Source organism: Kiloniellales bacterium, assembly GCA_030064845.1.
GTDB lineage: Bacteria > Pseudomonadota > Alphaproteobacteria > Kiloniellales > JAKSDN01 > JASJEC01.
On sequence record JASJEC010000019.1, the window covers coordinates 40,764 to 57,734 of the forward strand.

Here is a 16,971-nt window from a genome sequence, read left to right on the forward strand (position 1 = left end):
TCCTTGATCACCGTCATCCTTCGACAAGCTCAGGATGAGGGTATCTGCTCGTAAATGGATCGCCCTCACCCTGAGCTTGTCGAAGGGTGACGGTGCCAACTCAGTGCCCTTCCCACAGCCTGCTGCCGCTTGACGGAACCGCCGCGCCCTGCTGTAGATCGCGGCCGTTGAACGCCTTCCGTCGAGCCGCCTTTATGAGGGTCCCATGAGCGAGAAACCGGTTGTCCTGGTTGGGCGCAAGCTGCCGCCTGCGGTCGAGGCGCGTCTGGCACGGGACTACCAGGCGCGTCTGAACGAGAGCGACCGGCTCTATACCAGCGAAGAGCTTCTGGCCCTGGCCGAGGGCGCCGACGCCATCCTGCCGTGCCACACCGAGCGCTTCCCGCCCGAGGTCCTGGGCCGCCTGCCGGAAAGCGTCAGGATCATCGCCAACATGTCGGTCGGGGTCGACCACGTCGACCTCGGCGCCGCGGCCGGCCACGGCATCGTGGTGACCAACACGCCCGATGTGCTGTCGGACGCGACCGCGGAGATCGCCATGCTGCTGATGCTGGGCGCGGCACGGCGGGCGAGCGAAGGCGAGCGCCTGATCCGCGCCGGGCAGTGGCGCGACTGGAGCCCGGCCTTCATGGTCGGCACCCAGGTGACCGGCAAGCGCTTCGGGGTGATCGGCATGGGCCGGGTCGGTCAGGTGACCGCCCGGCGCGCCCGGGGTTTCGACATGGCGGTCCACTACCACAACCGCCGGCGCCTCGACCCGGCGGCCGAGGCCGGCGCGGTGTTCCACGAGACCGTCGAGGACCTGATTGCGGCGAGCGACGTGCTCTCGCTGCACTGCCCCAACACGCCGGAGACCGAGGGGCTGCTGAACGCCGAGCGCCTCGCCCTGCTGCCCGAGGACGCGATCGTGGTGAACACGGCGCGGGGCGCGATCGTCGACGACCCGGCGCTGATCGCGGCGCTCCGGTCGGGCAGGGTGGCGGCGGCCGGCCTCGACGTCTTCAACGGCGAGCCGGCGCTCGACCCCGCCTACCGCGAGCTGGACAACACCTTCCTGCTGCCGCACATCGGCAGCGCCACCCGCGAGACCCGGGACGCCATGGGCTTCCGCGCCTGCGACAACCTCGACGCCTTCTTCGCCGGCCGCGCGCCGGGCGACCGCGTCGCCTAACACCACCCTCACCCTGACCCTTCTCAAGGGAGAGGGATCGGGGCGGCGCGAGCCATCAAGAGCATCCATTCGGTCGAGTTGAGTGCGGCTGGTTCGCGGCGGCGGCCCTTGGGAGCTGTCACAAAAGTCACTTGCGAAGGGCCTGGAAATAGCCGAGAGTCCCGACGCGTCCAGGGGGAGGCGCGAACAGGAAGTGAACAGGAGGCAGCTTGGGCGCCCAGGCGCCCACGCCGGCCGATAACAAGAAGATAAGCTTCGCCGGCGGACCAACGACACCAAGAACTTTGGCACTCTGATCGGACTCCCGGCGCCGCGGCCGACGGCCCCGCCGGGTAAAATCGCCTTAGGGAGGTACAGCAATGGTTATGACGAAAGTCACGAAACGCAACTCGACGCTCGCCGAGGAGAACAAGGGCAAGGCGGCGACCCGCCGGAAGTTCCTGACCGGCGCGGGCGTCGCCGCGGCCGGCGCGGCGACCATGGTCGCGGCGCCCAACGTCGCGACCGCGGCACCGACGGTGCTCAAGGTCCAGGCGGCCTGGGGCGGCGGCATCTTTCTCGAGAACGCGAAGAGCTATGTCGACCGCGTGAACTCCATGGCCGGCAAGGACCTGAAGATCGACCTTCTGTCGGTCAACTCCGTGGTCAAGACCAGCCAGATGCAGGATGCCGTGCACCGCGGCGTCCTCGACGGCGCCCACTACGTGCCCGCGTACTGGTATTCCAAGTCGCCGGCGGCGTCCCTGTTCGGCACCGGCCCCTGCTTCGGCTGGTCGGCGCAGGAGCTGCTCGGCTGGATCCACTACGGCGGCGGCATGGACCTCTTCAACGAGTTGATGGGGACCCTCGGCCTGAACCTGGTCAGCTTCTTCAACAGCCCGATGCCGGCGCAGCCGCTCGGGTGGTTCAAGGAAGAGATCAAGGACGCTTCCCAGATGAAGGGCCTGAAGTACCGCACGGTCGGCCTGGCGGCGGACGTGCTGAACGAGATGGGCATGTCGGTCGTGCAGCTGCCGGGCGGCGAAATTCAGCCGGCGATGAAGAGCGGCCTGATCGATGCCGCCGAGTTCAACAACCCGACCTCGGACAGCGACTTCGGCATGCAGGACGTGTCCAAGCACTACCACTTGGCCAGCTTCCACCAGTCCCAGGAGTGCTTCGAGGTCACCTTCAACAGGAAGAAGTACGATTCCTTGTCGAAGGAGCACCAGGCCATTCTGAAGTACGCTTCCGAGGCCGAGAACTCGAACTTCTACTGGCACAACACCCTTCGCTACGCGGATGACCTGGTGAAGCTGAAGGAGAAGCACGGCGTGAATGTCTACCGCACGCCGGACTCGGTCATGGCCGATCAGCTGAAGGGGTGGGACATCGTCGTCGAGCGTATCTCGTCGCAGGATCCCTTCTTCGCCAAGGTGGTCAAGTCGCAGAAAGAATACGCCAAGAAGGTGATGAACTACCTGCTGCTGAACCAGCCGGACTACGCCCTCGCCTACAAGCACCACTTCGGCTGAACCGATCCGTACCTTTTGCAAGACCGTTACGCAAAATCGTGCAGTCATAGAGGGACAGCCGAGGGGCTGTCCCTCTCATAACTTGAAGAGACTGCAAGGGTGGGGGACTAGCCGTGGTTTCCTTTATTCACGCGATTGAACAGCTCAGTATCTGGGTTGGGCGCGCCTTCGGCTGGTGCATCCTGATCCTGACGCTTTCAGTCGTCTATGAAGTCTTTATGCGCTACGTGCTCAACGCGCCCACCGTGTGGGTTTTCGACATGATGGTGCAGATGTACGGCGCGCTCTTCCTCATGGCCGGGCCCTACGCTCTCGCCCAGGACACCCACGTGCGGGCCGACGTGGTCTACCGCTTCCTGTCGGTCCGCTGGCAGGGCCGTGTCGACCTGCTTCTCTACATCGTCTTCTTCTTCCCGGGCATGCTGGCCCTGGTCTGGTTCGGTTGGGAAATCGCCATGGACTCCTGGCGTTACAAGGAAGTCAGCTGGAACAGCCCGGCGCGCATCCAGATCTATTTCTTCAAGACCCTGATCCCGCTGGCCGGCGGACTGTTCATCATTCAGGGCATCGCGGAATGCATGCGGTGCTATCTGGCGATCAAGACCAACAAGTGGCTGCCGCGGCTGGAGGACGCAAAGGAAACGGAAGACATCCTGCAGGCTCAGGCCGCTGAGCTCGAAAAAAGGTAACCCCATTTCATGACGCCAAGACGTGACACGGAGCAGGCCGCAGGATGACCAATCCCGAAGTCGCAATCCTGATGCTGACCCTCTTTATCATCATGATACTGTTTGGGTTTCCGGTCGCCTTCACGCTGCTCGCCATGGGCGTCGGCTTCGGCTACTACGCCTACTATCAGCCCGGCTCCTTCGAGTCGCTCGGCGATATCTTCAATAACAACATCTTCTACCTGCTGAACCAGAACACCTACTCGGTGATGGAGAACGACACCCTTGTCGCGATCCCGCTGTTCCTCTTCATGGGGTACGTGGTCGAGCGCGCCAACATCGTCACCAAGCTTTTCTATGCGCTGCAAATGGCGGCCCGCAATCTGCCCGGTTCCATGGCCATCGCCGCCTTGATCACCTGCGCGGTGTTTTCGACCGCCAGCGGCATCGTTGGCGCGGTGGTGACGCTGATGGGACTCCTGGCGTTTCCGGCGATGGCCAAGGCCCAATACGAGAAGAGCTTCGCCTCGGGCGTGATCTGTGCCGGCGGGACGCTCGGCATCCTGATCCCGCCCTCGATTATGCTGATCGTCTACGCGGCAATCGCGGAGCTCTCGCCTCTGCGGCTCTATGCCGCGGCCGTGCTCCCGGGGTTTCTGCTGGCCGGCTGCTACATCGTCTACGTCATCATCCGCGTCGGGTTCAATCCGTCGATCGCGCCGAAACCGCGCGAGGAGGATATTCCACCGAGGCGCGTCGTCTACCTCGAGCTTCTGACCTCCTTCGTCCCCTTGACCGCCCTCATCATGCTGGTGCTCGGCTCCATTCTGGGCGGCCTCGCGACACCGGCGGAGGCCGCCGCGATGGGCGCCTTCGGCGGGCTGGTGCTGGCGGCGCTCTATCGCTCGCTCAACTGGGAGATGCTCAAGGCCTCGGTCTACCTGACGGCGAAGGCGACGGCGATGGTCTGCTGGCTCTTCGTCGGATCCTGGACCTTCGCGTCGGTCTTCTCCTACCTGGGCGGTCACGAGATCATCGAGCACTTCGTCCTCGGGCTGAACCTCGAGCCCTGGCAGTTCCTGGTCATGGTCCAGGTGATCATCTTCCTCCTGGGCTGGCCCCTGGAGTGGTCGGAGATCCTGATCATCTTCGTGCCGATCTTCCTGCCCATGCTGCCCGCATTCGACGTGAACCCCTATTTCTTCGCCATGCTCGTGGCGCTCAACCTTCAGACCTCGTTCCTGACTCCGCCCATGGCCATGTCCGCCTATTACCTGAAGGGGGTCGTGGGAAGAGGGATCGAGTTGGCGCAGATCTTCAAGGGCATCATGCCCTATCTGGGCATCGTCATCTTCATCATGGTCATGATGTACCAGTTCCCGGGGATCGCGCTGTGGCTGCCGGATGTCCTGTTCGGCAAGTACATTCCGTGAGCAGGGATACGGGCTTGAGGAAGCGAGAACGCGATGTCGCCTGAAACCATTGAGAAGATTTCCGGACTGATCGGCTCGTTCATGATCGCCGGCTTCGTGCTCGGTCTGGCGGAGAGCATTTCTTCCGGCGCCGCCGGTTTCTGGGGCGGCTTCCCCTTCTGGGTCATCTGCATCGCTGTCCTGGGGCTGGTGTTCTACGACTTCTGGGAGTCCTGCTTCCGCAAGAAGTAGGGACCTGTCTGCAGCTTTGATGTCATGACGTTGAACCAGCTCCCCGCCGCCGAGGCGATCCGCAGGATAGGAAACGGCGAGATCACGTCCGAGGAACTGGTGCGGGCGTGCCTCGACCGGATCGACCAGGTCGACGGCGAGATTGGCGCCTGGGCCCATCTCGACGCCGACTACGCCCTCGCGCAGGCGCGCGCCGCCGACGAGGCCCGCGCAGGCGGCGCCCCGACCGGCCCGCTGCACGGCCTCCCGGTCGCGGTCAAGGACATCATCGATACCGCGGACATGCCGACGGAGAACGGCAGCCCGATCCACGCCGGCCGCCAGCCGCGCCGGGACGCCACCGTGGTCGCCAGGCTGCGCGCGGCCGGGGCGGTCATTCTGGGCAAGACCGTGACCACCGAGTTCGCGGTCTACAGTCCGGGCAAGACCGCCAATCCCCACGATCCGACGCGGACGCCGGGCGGCTCGTCCAGCGGTTCGGCGGCGGCGGTCGCCAGCGCCATGGCGCCGGCCGCGCTGGGCAGCCAGACCAACGGCTCGGTCATCCGGCCCGCCTCGTTCTGCGGCGTCTTCGGCTACAAGCCGACCCACGGCCTGATCTCGCGGCGGGGCGTGCTGAAGCTCTCGCGCCCGCTCGACACCCTGGGGGTCTTCACCCGGGACCTGGGCGATCTCGCCCTGCTGGGCGAGGTGCTGATGGGCTACGACCCGGAGGATCCGGACACCCGGCCCCGCGCGGCGCCGCACCTGCGGGAAGTCTCGAGCCAGGAGCCGCCGGTCACGCCGGACCTGGTCTTCGTCAAGTCTCCGGTTTGGGACCAGGCCAGCCCCGACTGCCGCGAAGCCTTCGGCGAGCTGACCGAGGCGCTGGGCGAGGACATCGACGCCTTCGACCTGCCGGCGCCCTTCGAGGATGCCATCGAGCGGCACAAGACGGTCATGCTGCCGGACATCGCCAAGAACCTGGGCGCGGCCTACGACGCCGAGAAAGCGCAGATGAGCGAGACCCTGCACGGCATGATCGAAGAGGGCCGGACGGTCACGGCGGTCGACTACAACCGGGCGCTCGACCACGCCGAGGCGCTCAACGCCGGGCTCGACCAGGTCTTCGACCGCTACGACGCGATCGTCACCCCGGCGGCGCCCGGCGAGGCGCCCGAGGGCCTGGACGCGACCGGCAGTCCGGCGTTCTGCAGCCTCTGGACCTATCTCGGCGTGCCGGCGCTCTCGCTGCCCTTGCTCCGCGGCGCCAACGGCTTGCCGATCGGCGTCCAGCTGATCGGCCCGCGCGGCGACGACGCCCGCCTGCTGCGCACCGCGCGCTGGCTGATCGCGCGCCTCGCGGACGGAGCCGGGGACAAGGCGCCGGACGGCGCGGCCGACTAGCCCCCGTCGCGTGCGAGCATCCGGAGACCGGGGCCGGCCGTGGATCAGATCAGTCTTCCCCTGCTGCTCCTCGTCGTCGCCCTAATCGCTATGGGCATCTATGTGCGGCGGCGCTTCGGCAACCTCTATGAGAGGTTCTCCGAAGTGGTGGAGCGGGCCACGGGCCGCTCGATGAGGTCCATCGTTCAGGGCCTCGCGATCCTAACGCTGATCCTCTGGGCGGTCGTCTACCTGACCTTCGGCGGCGACCAGAAGGAGGGTCTGGAGGCGATCTTCCAGGAGTTCCTGCCCGATTCGAAGGACCAGGCGCGGGAACCGTAAAGGAACGGACTCAGGACTGGCAGGCCGGCTGGCCCGGAAGCGGATCGGGCATCGGCTCTTCCCGTCCGTCCATGGCACCTAGGAAGTTCTGGAACCCTTTTGAGCTGTGCACCAGCTCATAGGCGACCTTGCGCAGGCCGTCGACGGTGTCCTTATCGAGGGCCAGGGTGGTCGGAATGTTCTTGAAGCAGTGCCGTTGTCCGGGATCGTCAATGTGCTCGAAGTCGATCAGGACCGGGCCGAATATCTCGGCGTCCCAGCCCAGACTTCTGACCGCGCGGATCTGCTCATTCACCACGCTGGTGGCGACGTCGATGGAGTCGAGCGTGATGGTATCGATAGCGCCGTTTATCGCACTGGCGATCAGCTCGACCAGATTCGGGCCCTTGGCCGACCTGTCCAAATCGTTGTCCGGCTCCGAGGCTGCGTTGATGCTCAAGACCAGGATCTTCTTGACCTCCTTACGGTCGAGCTTCGCCAGCAGGCTCCACGAAGGGTCGAGGGAGCGTAGGGACTGGAGCGGCGACCTCAGGCCCAGATTGTCGACCGCGCCGCCGTCGGAGAGGTGGACGTAGTAGGTCGCACCGGGGTCGTCCTTTTCGCGGTAGGACCGCGCGACCCGCGCCAGCTTGTAGCGCTGGCGATTGCGGTCTAGGTCGCCGCGGTCGCCCGTGGCCTCGCCCAGCGCCAAGGCGACCCAGCGCGGCTCCTGGCAATTGGTATCTTCGTAGTTCACCAGGCGGATCGCACCGAAGACACCGTGAACCGCGGAAGAGGCCATGACAGCACGGGACAGCGGGAAGTCATCCAGGTTCGAGCAGATCAGGTCGAAATTCTCCTGGGTGAACTCGAAGCGGACTCCCTTGGTGGTGTCGTTGGCGTTGACGATGACGAAGGGCCTGCCATTGGGCACCAGGTCGCCGAAGGTGCCGCGATCGAAGAGTTCCTCGTCGTAGAGCTCGGCCGCCAGGTCGCTGCGGTTGTAGGTCGGCGACATCAGCTTGAACCAGTTCACCGGATTGAAGAGCGCGCGTTCGACGATCGCCCCCTGAATGTCGCGGTAGAGGAAGCGATCGGTGAAATAGAGGTCCGGATCGGAGCCGTCACCGAACATCTCCTGCCTGAAGAGGCCGTAATAGGCGGCGGTATAGCTGCCGCCGGAGTTGGATGAGATGACGTCCACCTCCTGCAGCAGGCTGCGGCGCTCGCCGTTCACCTCGATCGTCGTTCTGCGCAGCTTCTCGAGCACCCCATAGGAGAGCGCCGCGGCGCGGGTGCCGCCGCCGGAGAAGGTCAGGATCACGAAGACCTCCTCCGAGTTGCCCGTGGTGTAGGGCGTCAGCTTGTCGTAACGGTAGCCGGCGTCGGGCTGGCCCGCCGGAAAGGGCGGATTCTCCTCGAAATGGGCACAGGCGGCGAGCGTGAAGCCCAGCGCCAAGGCGAGCGAGACTCGCGACTTCCGCCCCGGCCGCTTCCTTTGCTGCCGGGCCATTAACCGTCCGCCTTGGCGACGATGGCCTCGACCCTGGCCTTTGGAACGAAGGTGACGACGCAGGGCTCGTCTGCTGTCGTGTTCTCCACGGGCAAGACCTGCGTCGGCGGCGTGTAGTTGGCGTCTCCGGTCAGCGAGAATTCGTGGGTGCCGGTCTGCACCAGGAAACGCTCGTTGGTTTTGGCCGTCTCCCGACCGTTGACCACGACCCCGCGGCGGCGCGGATAGATCACGATCACGAATTCAACCATGCTCACCCCCCGAATGCTGCTCCCCCTCCTGGGCGATCCCGCCATGTTATCACCCGTAGCGGCGCGGCGCTGTGGCTTTCGCCACAAACCTGCCTGGGCCGGCCGATCCCGGGAGCTGAGCAGGCCCGATTGGGCGCGTTGGCGCCGTTGCCAAAGGCCCTGGGAGGCGCTATAACCCCCGCCGCGTCGGGGAGTAGCTCAGCCTGGTAGAGCACTACGTTCGGGACGTAGGGGCCGGAGGTTCGAATCCTCTCTCCCCGACCACGAAATCAAGAGCATCGTGATTTCGGCGCGCCGCGCCAGGTCGGGACCGGCGGGGGCTGTGCCGCGTTGCGGGTCACGCAAGGGAGTGCGGCGGAGATGGCGGAGCAGGCGAGACTGGATATCGGCGATTTCCTGCCCGACTTCCAGCTGACCAACCAGCGAGGCGGCGGGACCGGGCTACTCGCCACGGCGCTCGGCAAATCCCTGGTCGTGCTGTTCTTCGCCGACGACGGGACCCCAGATACCGAGCGGCTGCTGCAGGGCTTCGTGGACGTGCAGCCGCGGCTCGGGCCGCACATCCACCTGATCGCGGTCAACGGTGCCGCACCCGAGAGCAACGCCGCCAACCCGGTCTATACGGGCCTGCCGTTCCCAATCCTGGGCGACCCGGACGGGGCGGTCCACCGCGCCTGCGGTATCGCGCCAGCACCCGAAGGCGCGGCGGCGCCCGGGGCCTACGCCCTGGTGACCGCCGACGCCAACCGCCGGGTCGTCAAGATCGACCGGGGGGCGGGCGGTGCGCCGGCCGCCGAGCTGGTTGCCCGTTTCGAGACCGAGCCCCAGCCCGCCCCGCGCGAGGTCGGCCCGAGCGCGCCGGTCCTCATCGTGCCCCGGGTCTTCGACCAGGAGTACTGCCGCCGCCTGATCGCGCTCTGGGAGACCGGCGGCAATGCGCCCAGCGGGGTGTTCCGCGCCGACTACCGGGAGTCCGGCGGGCTGCTCGACCCCAAGATGAAGGCGCGACGGGACCATATCGTCACCGACCCGGCGATCAACGAGGAGATCGGCGGCCTGATCGGCCGGCGGGTGGTGCCAGAGATCCTCAAGGCTTTCAGCTTCAAGGTGAACTACGTCAAGGAGTTCAAGATCGCCTGCTACGACGCGACCGAAAGCGGCTTCTTCCGGCCGCACCGGGACAACGTCAAGCCGATCGGGACCGGGCGGCGCTTCGCCATGAGCCTCAATCTCAACACCGGCGACTACGAGGGCGGCTACCTGCGCTTCCCCGAGTACGGGCCGCACCTCTACCGGCCGGCCGCGGGCGACGCGGTTGTCTTCGCCTGCCCGCTGCTCCACGAGGCGACGCCGGTCACCGCCGGCCGGCGCTTCGTGCTGCTCACCTTCTTCTACGGCCCCGAGGGCGAGGAGCAGGGCGACGCCTGACCCTCCCGCGGCGGCGATCCGCGACCTTGATCGCTTCAGGGGGATGTGGAGAATACCCCCAAGCAACCATGGAATCGGAGGGGAGGCACTCATGAAGCACGTGAAGATCCTGGCGGGTCTGGCTGTGCTCGGCATGCTGGCGGGCTGCTCGAGCCCGCAGGACCGGGCCGCGAAGGCGCAGGAGCGGTCCTACGAGGCGATCGAGAAAGCGGCCCAGGAGCGTCTCGAGCTGGTCGACAAGTACCAGGACTGCGTGAAGGAGGCCGCCGGCGACAACGAGAAGATCGAGGCCTGCGACTCCTACCTGAAGGCCGCCGAAGCCCTGAGGTAGCGCGGCCGCGTTCCGGCCGCCGCGGCTCGCTCGGGCGCGTGCCTTCGCCGTTGGGCGAAGGGGCCGTTCCGAGCCGCAGGCGGCCCGCCTGCCGCCCCGTGACGGACGCTGCCAGGCCCCATTCTCTATCCGGGCCTCGCCGCGGCGCTGCGGTCTGTTGAGCCGTAGCAAAACTACAAATTAAATCTAATTTTATTTTGCCTAGCGTCTTCAGGCGGGGCGGATGCTTCACGAATTCTCAAGACCGCTCAAATAGTCTCTCAGATGAGGTCGCAGGGTTAGGACGAGGTGACGGCGCAATACATGGCCGGTGGCGCCGGCCGTGGAGAGGCGGAACGCATGGAAATGCCGAATAGCCGGGAGGTTATCCTCTTCGCGCATTCTTCGAGCAAGCAGCTCTACTCCGCCGTGCTGCCGATTCCCCAGCAGCGCAGCCATTCGGACCTGATCCGGGCGCTCCTGGCCGAGGCCCAGGCAGACGGCGCCAACCTGAGCGGCGCGGATCTGGCCAAGCAGGACCTCTCGAACCTCGATCTCTCCGGCCTCAAGATGAACGCCAGCCAGTTCGACTCGGCCGACCTCGGCGGCGCCAAGCTGGCGGGCGCCCTGCTCAAGAAGGCGAGCTTCGAAGGCGCCAAGCTGGCTGGCGCCGACCTGAGCGGGGCGGACCTTCGCCACACCCGTCTCGCCGGCGTCGACCTCCAGGGCACCAACTTGGCGGGCGCCGACCTGCGCCACGCCAATCTGGACGGCGCGGACCTGCGCGGCGCGGTTCTGCGCGGCGCCAAGCTCGAGAACGCCACGATGCGCCAGGCCAACCTCGAGGGCGCCGATCTCCGCGAGGCGATCTTCACCTATTGCGTCGCCAACGGGGTGAACTTCACCGGCGTCCAGTTCGACGGGATCGAGTTCTACATGGCCGACTTACTCGAGACGACCGGCATGCCTGAGGAGGTGCGCGCCCACGCGCTGCGCATGCGATGCGAGTTCGGAGAGTGACCGGCGATCAGACGGGAGAGGCGGAATGCTGAGAGGACTGAGCGGATTTTTCCAGGATATGAGAGCGCTCAACGAGTGGCTGGGCGTGTTCCAAGAGAAGCACAGCCTGTCATACACGCTGTTTCTCGGCGTCGTTGCCGCTCTGCCCGTGCTGGTGTACCGGCAAATCGAATAGGCCGTCCCCCTTTCCCCGTGGGAGAGGGGCGTTGTTTTGCCCTCATTATTTTTCCGGCGGTGGGGCCGCCCGCGCGTGCCTACTCCGCGGCCGTGGCCACGGCGCCGTACTCAGCGATGTAGGCGGCGGCCGTGGGGTCGATCGCCTTGCTCGGATCGGCCATGCTGGCCGGGTCCACCCAGAAGTGGGTCGCGACCATGCGGTGGCCGGCGACCACGCCGTGGGGGATCTTTCGGGTGTCGCAGAGCCATAGGTCGCCCTGCTCGAAGGCGGCCTCGTGGGTTGGGATCGCGTCGCCCTGGCGCCCTACGTGGCTATTGATCTCGCGGCAGAAACGGTCGTCGGTCAGGCCTGCAAGCGCGCTCCAGTCCAGTTCCGCGTGATCCCGCCGCACGATGGTGTCCAGGCGATCGGCGACCCGCCAGACACGCGGCGCGACGTCGAGGTTCAGGAACAGGCGGACGTAGTGCAAGGCACCATGGCCGCCGTAGGAGTCGAGGTGGACAGGGTGGACGCCCAGGTCGGTGGGCAGGAAGCGCCAGGAATACTGCTTCTTGAGGACCCGGTAGCCGGGGAAGATCTCGTGGCAGAGGGACGAGAGGCCCTCGTTGACCCGCTGAATCTCGGCGCGCACCCGCAGGTACTTGGCGAGGTTCAAGCCGAAGGCGCCGAGAATTGCGCGTCGGCTCTCGGTCCGCCAAGGCCAGGGATAGAGCAGCCGTCGGTAGCTCAGCTTGCGCAGCGCCTCGGAGTCGGGCAGCTCGAAGCTGTTCAGCAAGGCGTAGTCGACGCGCAGGGGATGGTTCTTGAAGACGATCAGCTTGCCGTCCTCGAAAGAGGAGAGCACCAGGTCGCGGGTCTCGGCGGAGAGCCGGGGGCCCGGGCCCCAGTCGACCTCGACGACGTAGTCGTCGACGGCGGGATTGAGCGTGATTTTAGCCATGGCGAGATTGTCCGAAGCGAAAGGTGCGTGCCCGGTGGCGCGGCGACCGCGGTTGGAGTCGTGCGCCTACCCGATCTGGCGGCGGGAGAATATCGGTTTTGCCGCCCCCGTTCCAGTGCCGCGGGGCGATTTGCTTCGGCTGGCAACTGCTCTAAGAATGGTGATGAGACATAGGGGGCGCCGGCGGGACCGGTCCAGGCATCAAGGGAAGGCGGGATCCAAGCATGCGAGGGCGATACCGGATGCCGACGGCGCGGCCACTTCTTGCCGCCGCGCTCCTGCTGACGGTCGCCTGTGATGGTGTCTCCTTCGGCAGGGACCCGCTCGCCCAACTGCCGCCGCGCGAGCGCCAGCTCTGCCGCGACGCGGTCAACGACGCCCTGGCGAGCAAGAACGTCGGCAAGGATTGGATCGAGAGCATCCGTTTCCGCGAGGTGCGTGGCACGACGCGGGGCCGGGGCCGACTCGTCGGCTTCGAGGCCTGGGTCCGGCCGAAGGAGGGCGGCGGCGCCATCGTGGTCGAGCTCTCTGTAGCCTGCCAGGTAACCAGCATCTGGGCCCGCGGCCTGCGCTGATTGAGAGCGGCCTTGGCTCTAAACCAAGATACCCTCACCTGCGCGAAGCGTCCGGGCCACGCCTGCTCTTCTGCTGGGAAAGGGTCAGGGTGAGGGCGCGTTGTTTCTCCCGAGCCACGGGCCCCCGGGGATCATTCAGGCAGGTCTTCCGGGGCGCGGGTGATCTCGCGGATCTGGAGGCAGGCGTTGTCGGCGTCGCGGCCGTCATCGCTCACCAGGGTGAAGAGCGAGCCGAGCAGGTTGATCGGGCTGACCAGGATCTGGCCGATCGCCCGCTTGGCGCCGCTCCGCTTGCTGACGATGACCGAGGGGCCCGTCATGGGCCCCTCGATCTCGAAGGGCGTGACGATTGCGATCAGGCGGCGGCGCTTGGGGCGCGGGCTGACGTCGATGTCCAGGTTCTCGTCGCCGAAATCCATGTCGCCGGTTCCCTCGGCGCGGACGTTCCGGGTGTCGAGCATGAGGTTGACGTCGTCTGCCGTGCCGTCGTCGATCTCGAAGCGCACGACCAGGCAGTTCAGCTCGGAATAGCCCCGGCGCGCCGAACGCGAGAACAGCCAGCGGACCGGGTTGGTCACGGTCAGGTCGAGGAGGCCGGTCTGCACGTGGCCCTCGGCTACGGCGAGGTTGACGGTGCCGTCGAGCGACGAAGCCAGCGCATGGGGCGACTCCCCCGAGCCCTGCACCTCGACGATCATGTCGAGCTCGCCGTCAAGGGGCACCTCGCCCTCGATCTGTGCCAGGAAGTCGCCGATGTCCAGGTCGTCGGCCACGACGCGGATGCGCATTTCCGGCGGCGCGCGGCGCGCGTCGACGCCCAGGCGAATATCGACGCTGCCGCCGATGAACCTGAAGACCAGGGGGTCGACCGTCAGCAGGCCGTCGACCACCTCGATGCGCGCCCGGGCCTGATCGACGTCGAAATGGAGGCCGTCGATCTCGTCCAGTTCGATGTCGAGGTCCAGGTCGTAGTCCCGGATGACGCCGAGTTCGAAGGGTTCCTCGTCGAACAGCCGGGGGTCCCCCGGCGCCAGAGGCTTCTCCTCGTCGTCTGCCGCCGGCGGCTGGCCGAAGTCGGCCAGGTAGACGATCGGCGACCAGAGTCGCGCCTTCAGGACCGGGCGATCGCCGAGGTGGTTGCCCTCGAGCGTGCCGGTGATCTCGGTCTTGCCCACCCGGAGCAAGCCGTCGGCCTCGAAGAACTCGTCGCTGCCCGCGATCTGGCCTTCGAAGGCGAGGCTGCCGACGCCGGCGACCTCGTGCCCGAGGGCGCGCGCCAGCGCTGGGACGTCGGGCACCTCGAGCGCGGCCTCCAGGCGGAGCCGGTCGTAGCGCGGCATGTCGTCGAAGATCCCCTCGCCGGTCAGGGTGAGCAGGTCTGTGCCGGTCACCGCCACCTCCAGGGCGTCGATGCCCAGGGTGCCGTCCTGGTCCGACAGACCGAAGCGGCCCTCGACGCTGCCGAGCGCCGGCGCCCCCGCCGGCATTTTCAGCTCCAGCAGCATAGCCGCCGGCAGCGCGAAGTCGCCGCTCAGCGATACATCCTTCCGGCCGAGCAGGTCGCCGATCCGTCCGGCGGCCCGCGCCACCGGCTCGTCCGCGGGCCCTACCGAGAGCTCCAGGGCGCTCAGGCCGAGGCGCCCGTCCGGGTCGCTCAGGGTCGCCCGGGCCCGCAGCTCGCCGATCTCCGGCGGGTCGAGCTCGGGCAGGCCGAGCTCGGGGATTTGCAGCAGGCGCGCGCTTTCGGGCGCCCGGGCCTCGAGCGCGAAGGCCAGGCCGGCCGTGGCGTAGGCAGGCAGGAGCGACAGCCGCTCGATCCCACCCGTCGCGCGCACGGCCAGGTCCGCCGGGCCTTTTGCCTCGAAGGAGGCGTCGCTCAGGCTGAGCGCGGCCGGCACGCCCTGCAGGTCGAAGCGCCCCTCGATACCGGTGATCTCGGGCAGGTCGGGCGGTAGCAGCGGCGCCAGGACACGGCTCGACGCGGCGGCGACGCGGACCGCTAGGGCGAGGTCTTCGACCGGTGCCTCGGCGCCGGGCCGTGGCGCCGCCAGGCTGCCGGCCGCCTCGAGCCACAGGGCCTCCCGCGCGCCGAGCGTCACGCGCAGGTCATCGAGGCGAAAGGCGCCGGCCGCATGGGTGAGCCGGGCCTCGGCCGCGACCGGGGCGAGCCGCGCCACGAGGGCGTCGAGCTCGGCCTTGCCCGGGAAGGCGGGCCGCCGGACGCCCGCGCCCAGGAGGTGGGCCAGCAGGTCGCGCGAGGGCCGGCGGTCGACCGGCAGCGCGTGTTCGGCTTGGTAGGCGGCGATCGCGGCGCGGGTGCGCGGCCCCATGAGCCCGTCCGGGGGACCGGGATCGAAGCCGGCGTCGCGCAGTGCCTGCTGGACCGCCAGGACGAGGTCCCGGCCCGAGACCTCGAGACGCGCGGGGTCGATCTCGGGCGCTGGCGGCTGCCGGGTGGGATCGAGAAGCAGCTCGACCAGCGGCGCGCTCCGGTCGAGCGCGGCGGAGACCTTGAGGTCGGGCTCGAAGGCGAGGCCGTCGTCCGCGTGCCGGGCGAGCGGTCCCGAGGCCTCCAGCCGCAGGGACTCGAAGGCGGGCGCCTCGACCGTGAGCGCGGTGAGCAGGATGCGGTCGTCCGCCGGTTCGAGCGCGGCGGTGACATCGACGGCGCCGAGCTCGGGCAGCCGGGTGTCCAGCGCCTGCTCGAAGGGGGCGGGGTCGGCGAGGCTGAGCGCGAGAGCGGCCGTCAGCGCGCTCGGGACCGGCCCGCCGTCGTCGAAGGCCAGCGCCAGCCGGCCCTCGGCCGTGAGCGCCGCCGCGCCGTCGTGCACGAAGCGAAGCGCCAAGTCCTCGACCGCGGGCGCGGCGAGCCGGCCGGCGACCCGCCCGGTCAGCTCGAGCTCCTCGGTCTCGGCCAGAAGCCGGCGCAGCATCTCGGGCGGGGCGGGCAGCAGGTTGAGCGCCGCCGGGCCCAGTGCGGCATCGACGCTGAAGTCCAGGCCCTCGCCCGCCGTGAGGTCGGCGAGCGATCCCTCGGCGCGGAGAAACTGTCCCGAGGTCTCCAGGATCTCGACCCGCAGGTCCTCGAGCGCGAGCGCGGTCAGGGCGCCGGTCACCCTGGTCCGGGCCGTGGCGCGGCCGTCCGGCGCGTCCCCGAGCGCGAGGTCCGCGGCGGTCCTTGAGATCGAGGGCGCCTCGAGGCTGAGCGCCAGGTCGAAGCCTTCGCCCTGCGGCAGGTCCAGAACGGATCCCTCCAGCGCGCCCGAGAGACCGGCGAAATCGAGCGAAAGCGTGACCGGAAAGGGCGTCTCGGGGTCGAGGGCCTGCTCGACCGAGCCGAAGCGGCCGTCGAGCCGGAACGGCGTGCCGTCGATATCGCCTTCGCCCGTGCCAATGAACCCGGCGCCGGCCGGGTCCCGCTGACGTGTCAGCTGCGCGATCCGGAAGCCCGACTCCCGGCCGCTCTCCTTGTCCCGGTAAGTGGCCGTGACGTTCCGGATCGAGATCTGCTCCATGACCGGGATGAAGGGCTCCTCGGTCGGAACGATGATATCCCAGTTCCCTGTGCCGTCGGGCCGGCGCTCCAGCGCCAGGGTCACGTCGTGGAGGACCAGTCGGGGAAGCTGCACGATCCCCCAGAGAAGGGGCCCGAGCGCGAGCTGGACCTCGGCCCGCCCGACCCGCGCCAGCTCGGGCTTCTCGGCCCAGGGCGCGTTCTCGATCCAGACGTCGGTGACGGCCAGGGTCGGTTCCCAGCCTGGTTCGACCGTGAAGGAACCGTCGACCGTGACCTGGCGCTCGACCCTGTCCTCGATCAGCTGCCGGACCGCCCAGCGGAAGAGGTCGTCGCCTGCGGTCGCGTAGGCCAGGACGAGGCTCGCCACCGCCAGCAGGAGGAGGCCGGCGCTCCAGGTCAGGATCTTCTTCGCAAGGCGCATGGATCCGCCCATCTGCCGCTCCGCCCGCCTCGCGGGCCGATAACCCAGTCTGTTGGATAGTAGACCCTATGCCGCACCTGTCGACGGATGACGGGGATCAAGGGCCTACTGGAAA

16 protein-coding genes and 1 tRNA gene are annotated in these 16,971 nt (G+C 67.6%); 13 read left to right on the forward strand and 4 right to left on the reverse strand.

The features are described from left to right. Nucleotides 1-205: 205 nt before the first annotated feature. From QNJ67_09575 to QNJ67_09605, 7 genes are all read left to right on the forward strand, one after another. Nucleotides 206-1,171, forward strand: a complete 966-nt coding sequence (locus QNJ67_09575) for a D-glycerate dehydrogenase (GenBank protein ID MDJ0609214.1) — start codon at nucleotides 206-208, stop codon at nucleotides 1,169-1,171. 359 nt (nucleotides 1,172-1,530) lie between these two features. Beyond that, entirely contained in the window at nucleotides 1,531-2,685 is a 1,155-nt protein-coding gene (locus QNJ67_09580) for a TRAP transporter substrate-binding protein (GenBank protein ID MDJ0609215.1), read from the forward strand. Between the two features lie 113 nt (nucleotides 2,686-2,798). Next, complete coding sequence (locus tag QNJ67_09585) at nucleotides 2,799-3,374, forward strand: TRAP transporter small permease subunit (protein MDJ0609216.1); 576 nt, start codon at nucleotides 2,799-2,801, stop codon at nucleotides 3,372-3,374. 44 nt (nucleotides 3,375-3,418) lie between these two features. Continuing rightward, nucleotides 3,419-4,786, forward strand: a complete 1,368-nt coding sequence (locus QNJ67_09590) for a TRAP transporter large permease subunit (protein ID MDJ0609217.1) — start codon at nucleotides 3,419-3,421, stop codon at nucleotides 4,784-4,786. 33 nt (nucleotides 4,787-4,819) lie between these two features. After that, entirely contained in the window at nucleotides 4,820-5,017 is a 198-nt protein-coding gene (locus tag QNJ67_09595; protein MDJ0609218.1) for a hypothetical protein, read from the forward strand. 24 nt (nucleotides 5,018-5,041) lie between these two features. After that, nucleotides 5,042-6,403 (forward strand): amidase, encoded by a 1,362-nt coding sequence (locus tag QNJ67_09600; GenBank protein MDJ0609219.1) that lies wholly within the window; start codon nucleotides 5,042-5,044, stop codon nucleotides 6,401-6,403. Between the two features lie 39 nt (nucleotides 6,404-6,442). Next, nucleotides 6,443-6,724 (forward strand): hypothetical protein, encoded by a 282-nt coding sequence (locus QNJ67_09605; GenBank protein MDJ0609220.1) that lies wholly within the window; start codon nucleotides 6,443-6,445, stop codon nucleotides 6,722-6,724. A 10-nt stretch (nucleotides 6,725-6,734) separates the two neighbouring features. Here the strand turns inward: QNJ67_09605 and QNJ67_09610 are convergent, their stop codons facing one another. Next, nucleotides 6,735-8,216 carry a patatin-like phospholipase family protein gene (locus tag QNJ67_09610; protein MDJ0609221.1) on the reverse strand — a complete coding sequence of 494 codons (1,482 nt, stop codon included), beginning with the start codon at nucleotides 8,214-8,216 and terminating at the stop codon, nucleotides 6,735-6,737. Next, nucleotides 8,216-8,467 (reverse strand): hypothetical protein, encoded by a 252-nt coding sequence (locus tag QNJ67_09615; GenBank protein MDJ0609222.1) that lies wholly within the window; start codon nucleotides 8,465-8,467, stop codon nucleotides 8,216-8,218. Before QNJ67_09615 ends, QNJ67_09610 begins: the two co-directional genes overlap by 1 nt. 187 nt (nucleotides 8,468-8,654) lie before the next feature. Between QNJ67_09615 and QNJ67_09620 the strand changes: the two genes are divergently transcribed. The 5 genes from QNJ67_09620 (at nucleotide 8,655) to QNJ67_09640 (ending at nucleotide 11,400) form a co-directional block, all read left to right on the forward strand. Continuing rightward, nucleotides 8,655-8,731 (forward strand) — tRNA-Pro (locus QNJ67_09620). A gap of 96 nt (nucleotides 8,732-8,827) precedes the next feature. Continuing rightward, nucleotides 8,828-9,895 carry a 2OG-Fe(II) oxygenase gene (locus QNJ67_09625; protein ID MDJ0609223.1) on the forward strand — a complete coding sequence of 356 codons (1,068 nt, stop codon included), beginning with the start codon at nucleotides 8,828-8,830 and terminating at the stop codon, nucleotides 9,893-9,895. Nucleotides 9,896-9,986: 91 nt separating this feature from the next. After that, nucleotides 9,987-10,226 (forward strand): hypothetical protein, encoded by a 240-nt coding sequence (locus QNJ67_09630; protein ID MDJ0609224.1) that lies wholly within the window; start codon nucleotides 9,987-9,989, stop codon nucleotides 10,224-10,226. A 339-nt stretch (nucleotides 10,227-10,565) separates the two neighbouring features. Next, nucleotides 10,566-11,225 carry a pentapeptide repeat-containing protein gene (locus QNJ67_09635; GenBank protein MDJ0609225.1) on the forward strand — a complete coding sequence of 220 codons (660 nt, stop codon included), beginning with the start codon at nucleotides 10,566-10,568 and terminating at the stop codon, nucleotides 11,223-11,225. Between the two features lie 25 nt (nucleotides 11,226-11,250). Next, nucleotides 11,251-11,400, forward strand: coding sequence for a hypothetical protein (locus tag QNJ67_09640; GenBank protein ID MDJ0609226.1), 150 nt, complete (start codon nucleotides 11,251-11,253; stop codon nucleotides 11,398-11,400). 79 nt (nucleotides 11,401-11,479) lie between these two features. On the opposite strand, the gene QNJ67_09645 is transcribed toward QNJ67_09640, so the two are convergent. Beyond that, entirely contained in the window at nucleotides 11,480-12,343 is an 864-nt protein-coding gene (locus tag QNJ67_09645; GenBank protein ID MDJ0609227.1) for a hypothetical protein, read from the reverse strand. A gap of 242 nt (nucleotides 12,344-12,585) precedes the next feature. Between QNJ67_09645 and QNJ67_09650 the strand changes: the two genes are divergently transcribed. Then, the gene (locus tag QNJ67_09650) at nucleotides 12,586-12,918 is read left to right on the forward strand and encodes a hypothetical protein (protein ID MDJ0609228.1); all 333 of its coding nucleotides are present in this window, start codon (nucleotides 12,586-12,588) and stop codon (nucleotides 12,916-12,918) included. A gap of 131 nt (nucleotides 12,919-13,049) precedes the next feature. On the opposite strand, the gene QNJ67_09655 is transcribed toward QNJ67_09650, so the two are convergent. Further along, nucleotides 13,050-16,856 carry an AsmA family protein gene (locus QNJ67_09655; GenBank protein ID MDJ0609229.1) on the reverse strand — a complete coding sequence of 1,269 codons (3,807 nt, stop codon included), beginning with the start codon at nucleotides 16,854-16,856 and terminating at the stop codon, nucleotides 13,050-13,052. Nucleotides 16,857-16,971 lie beyond the last annotated feature (115 nt).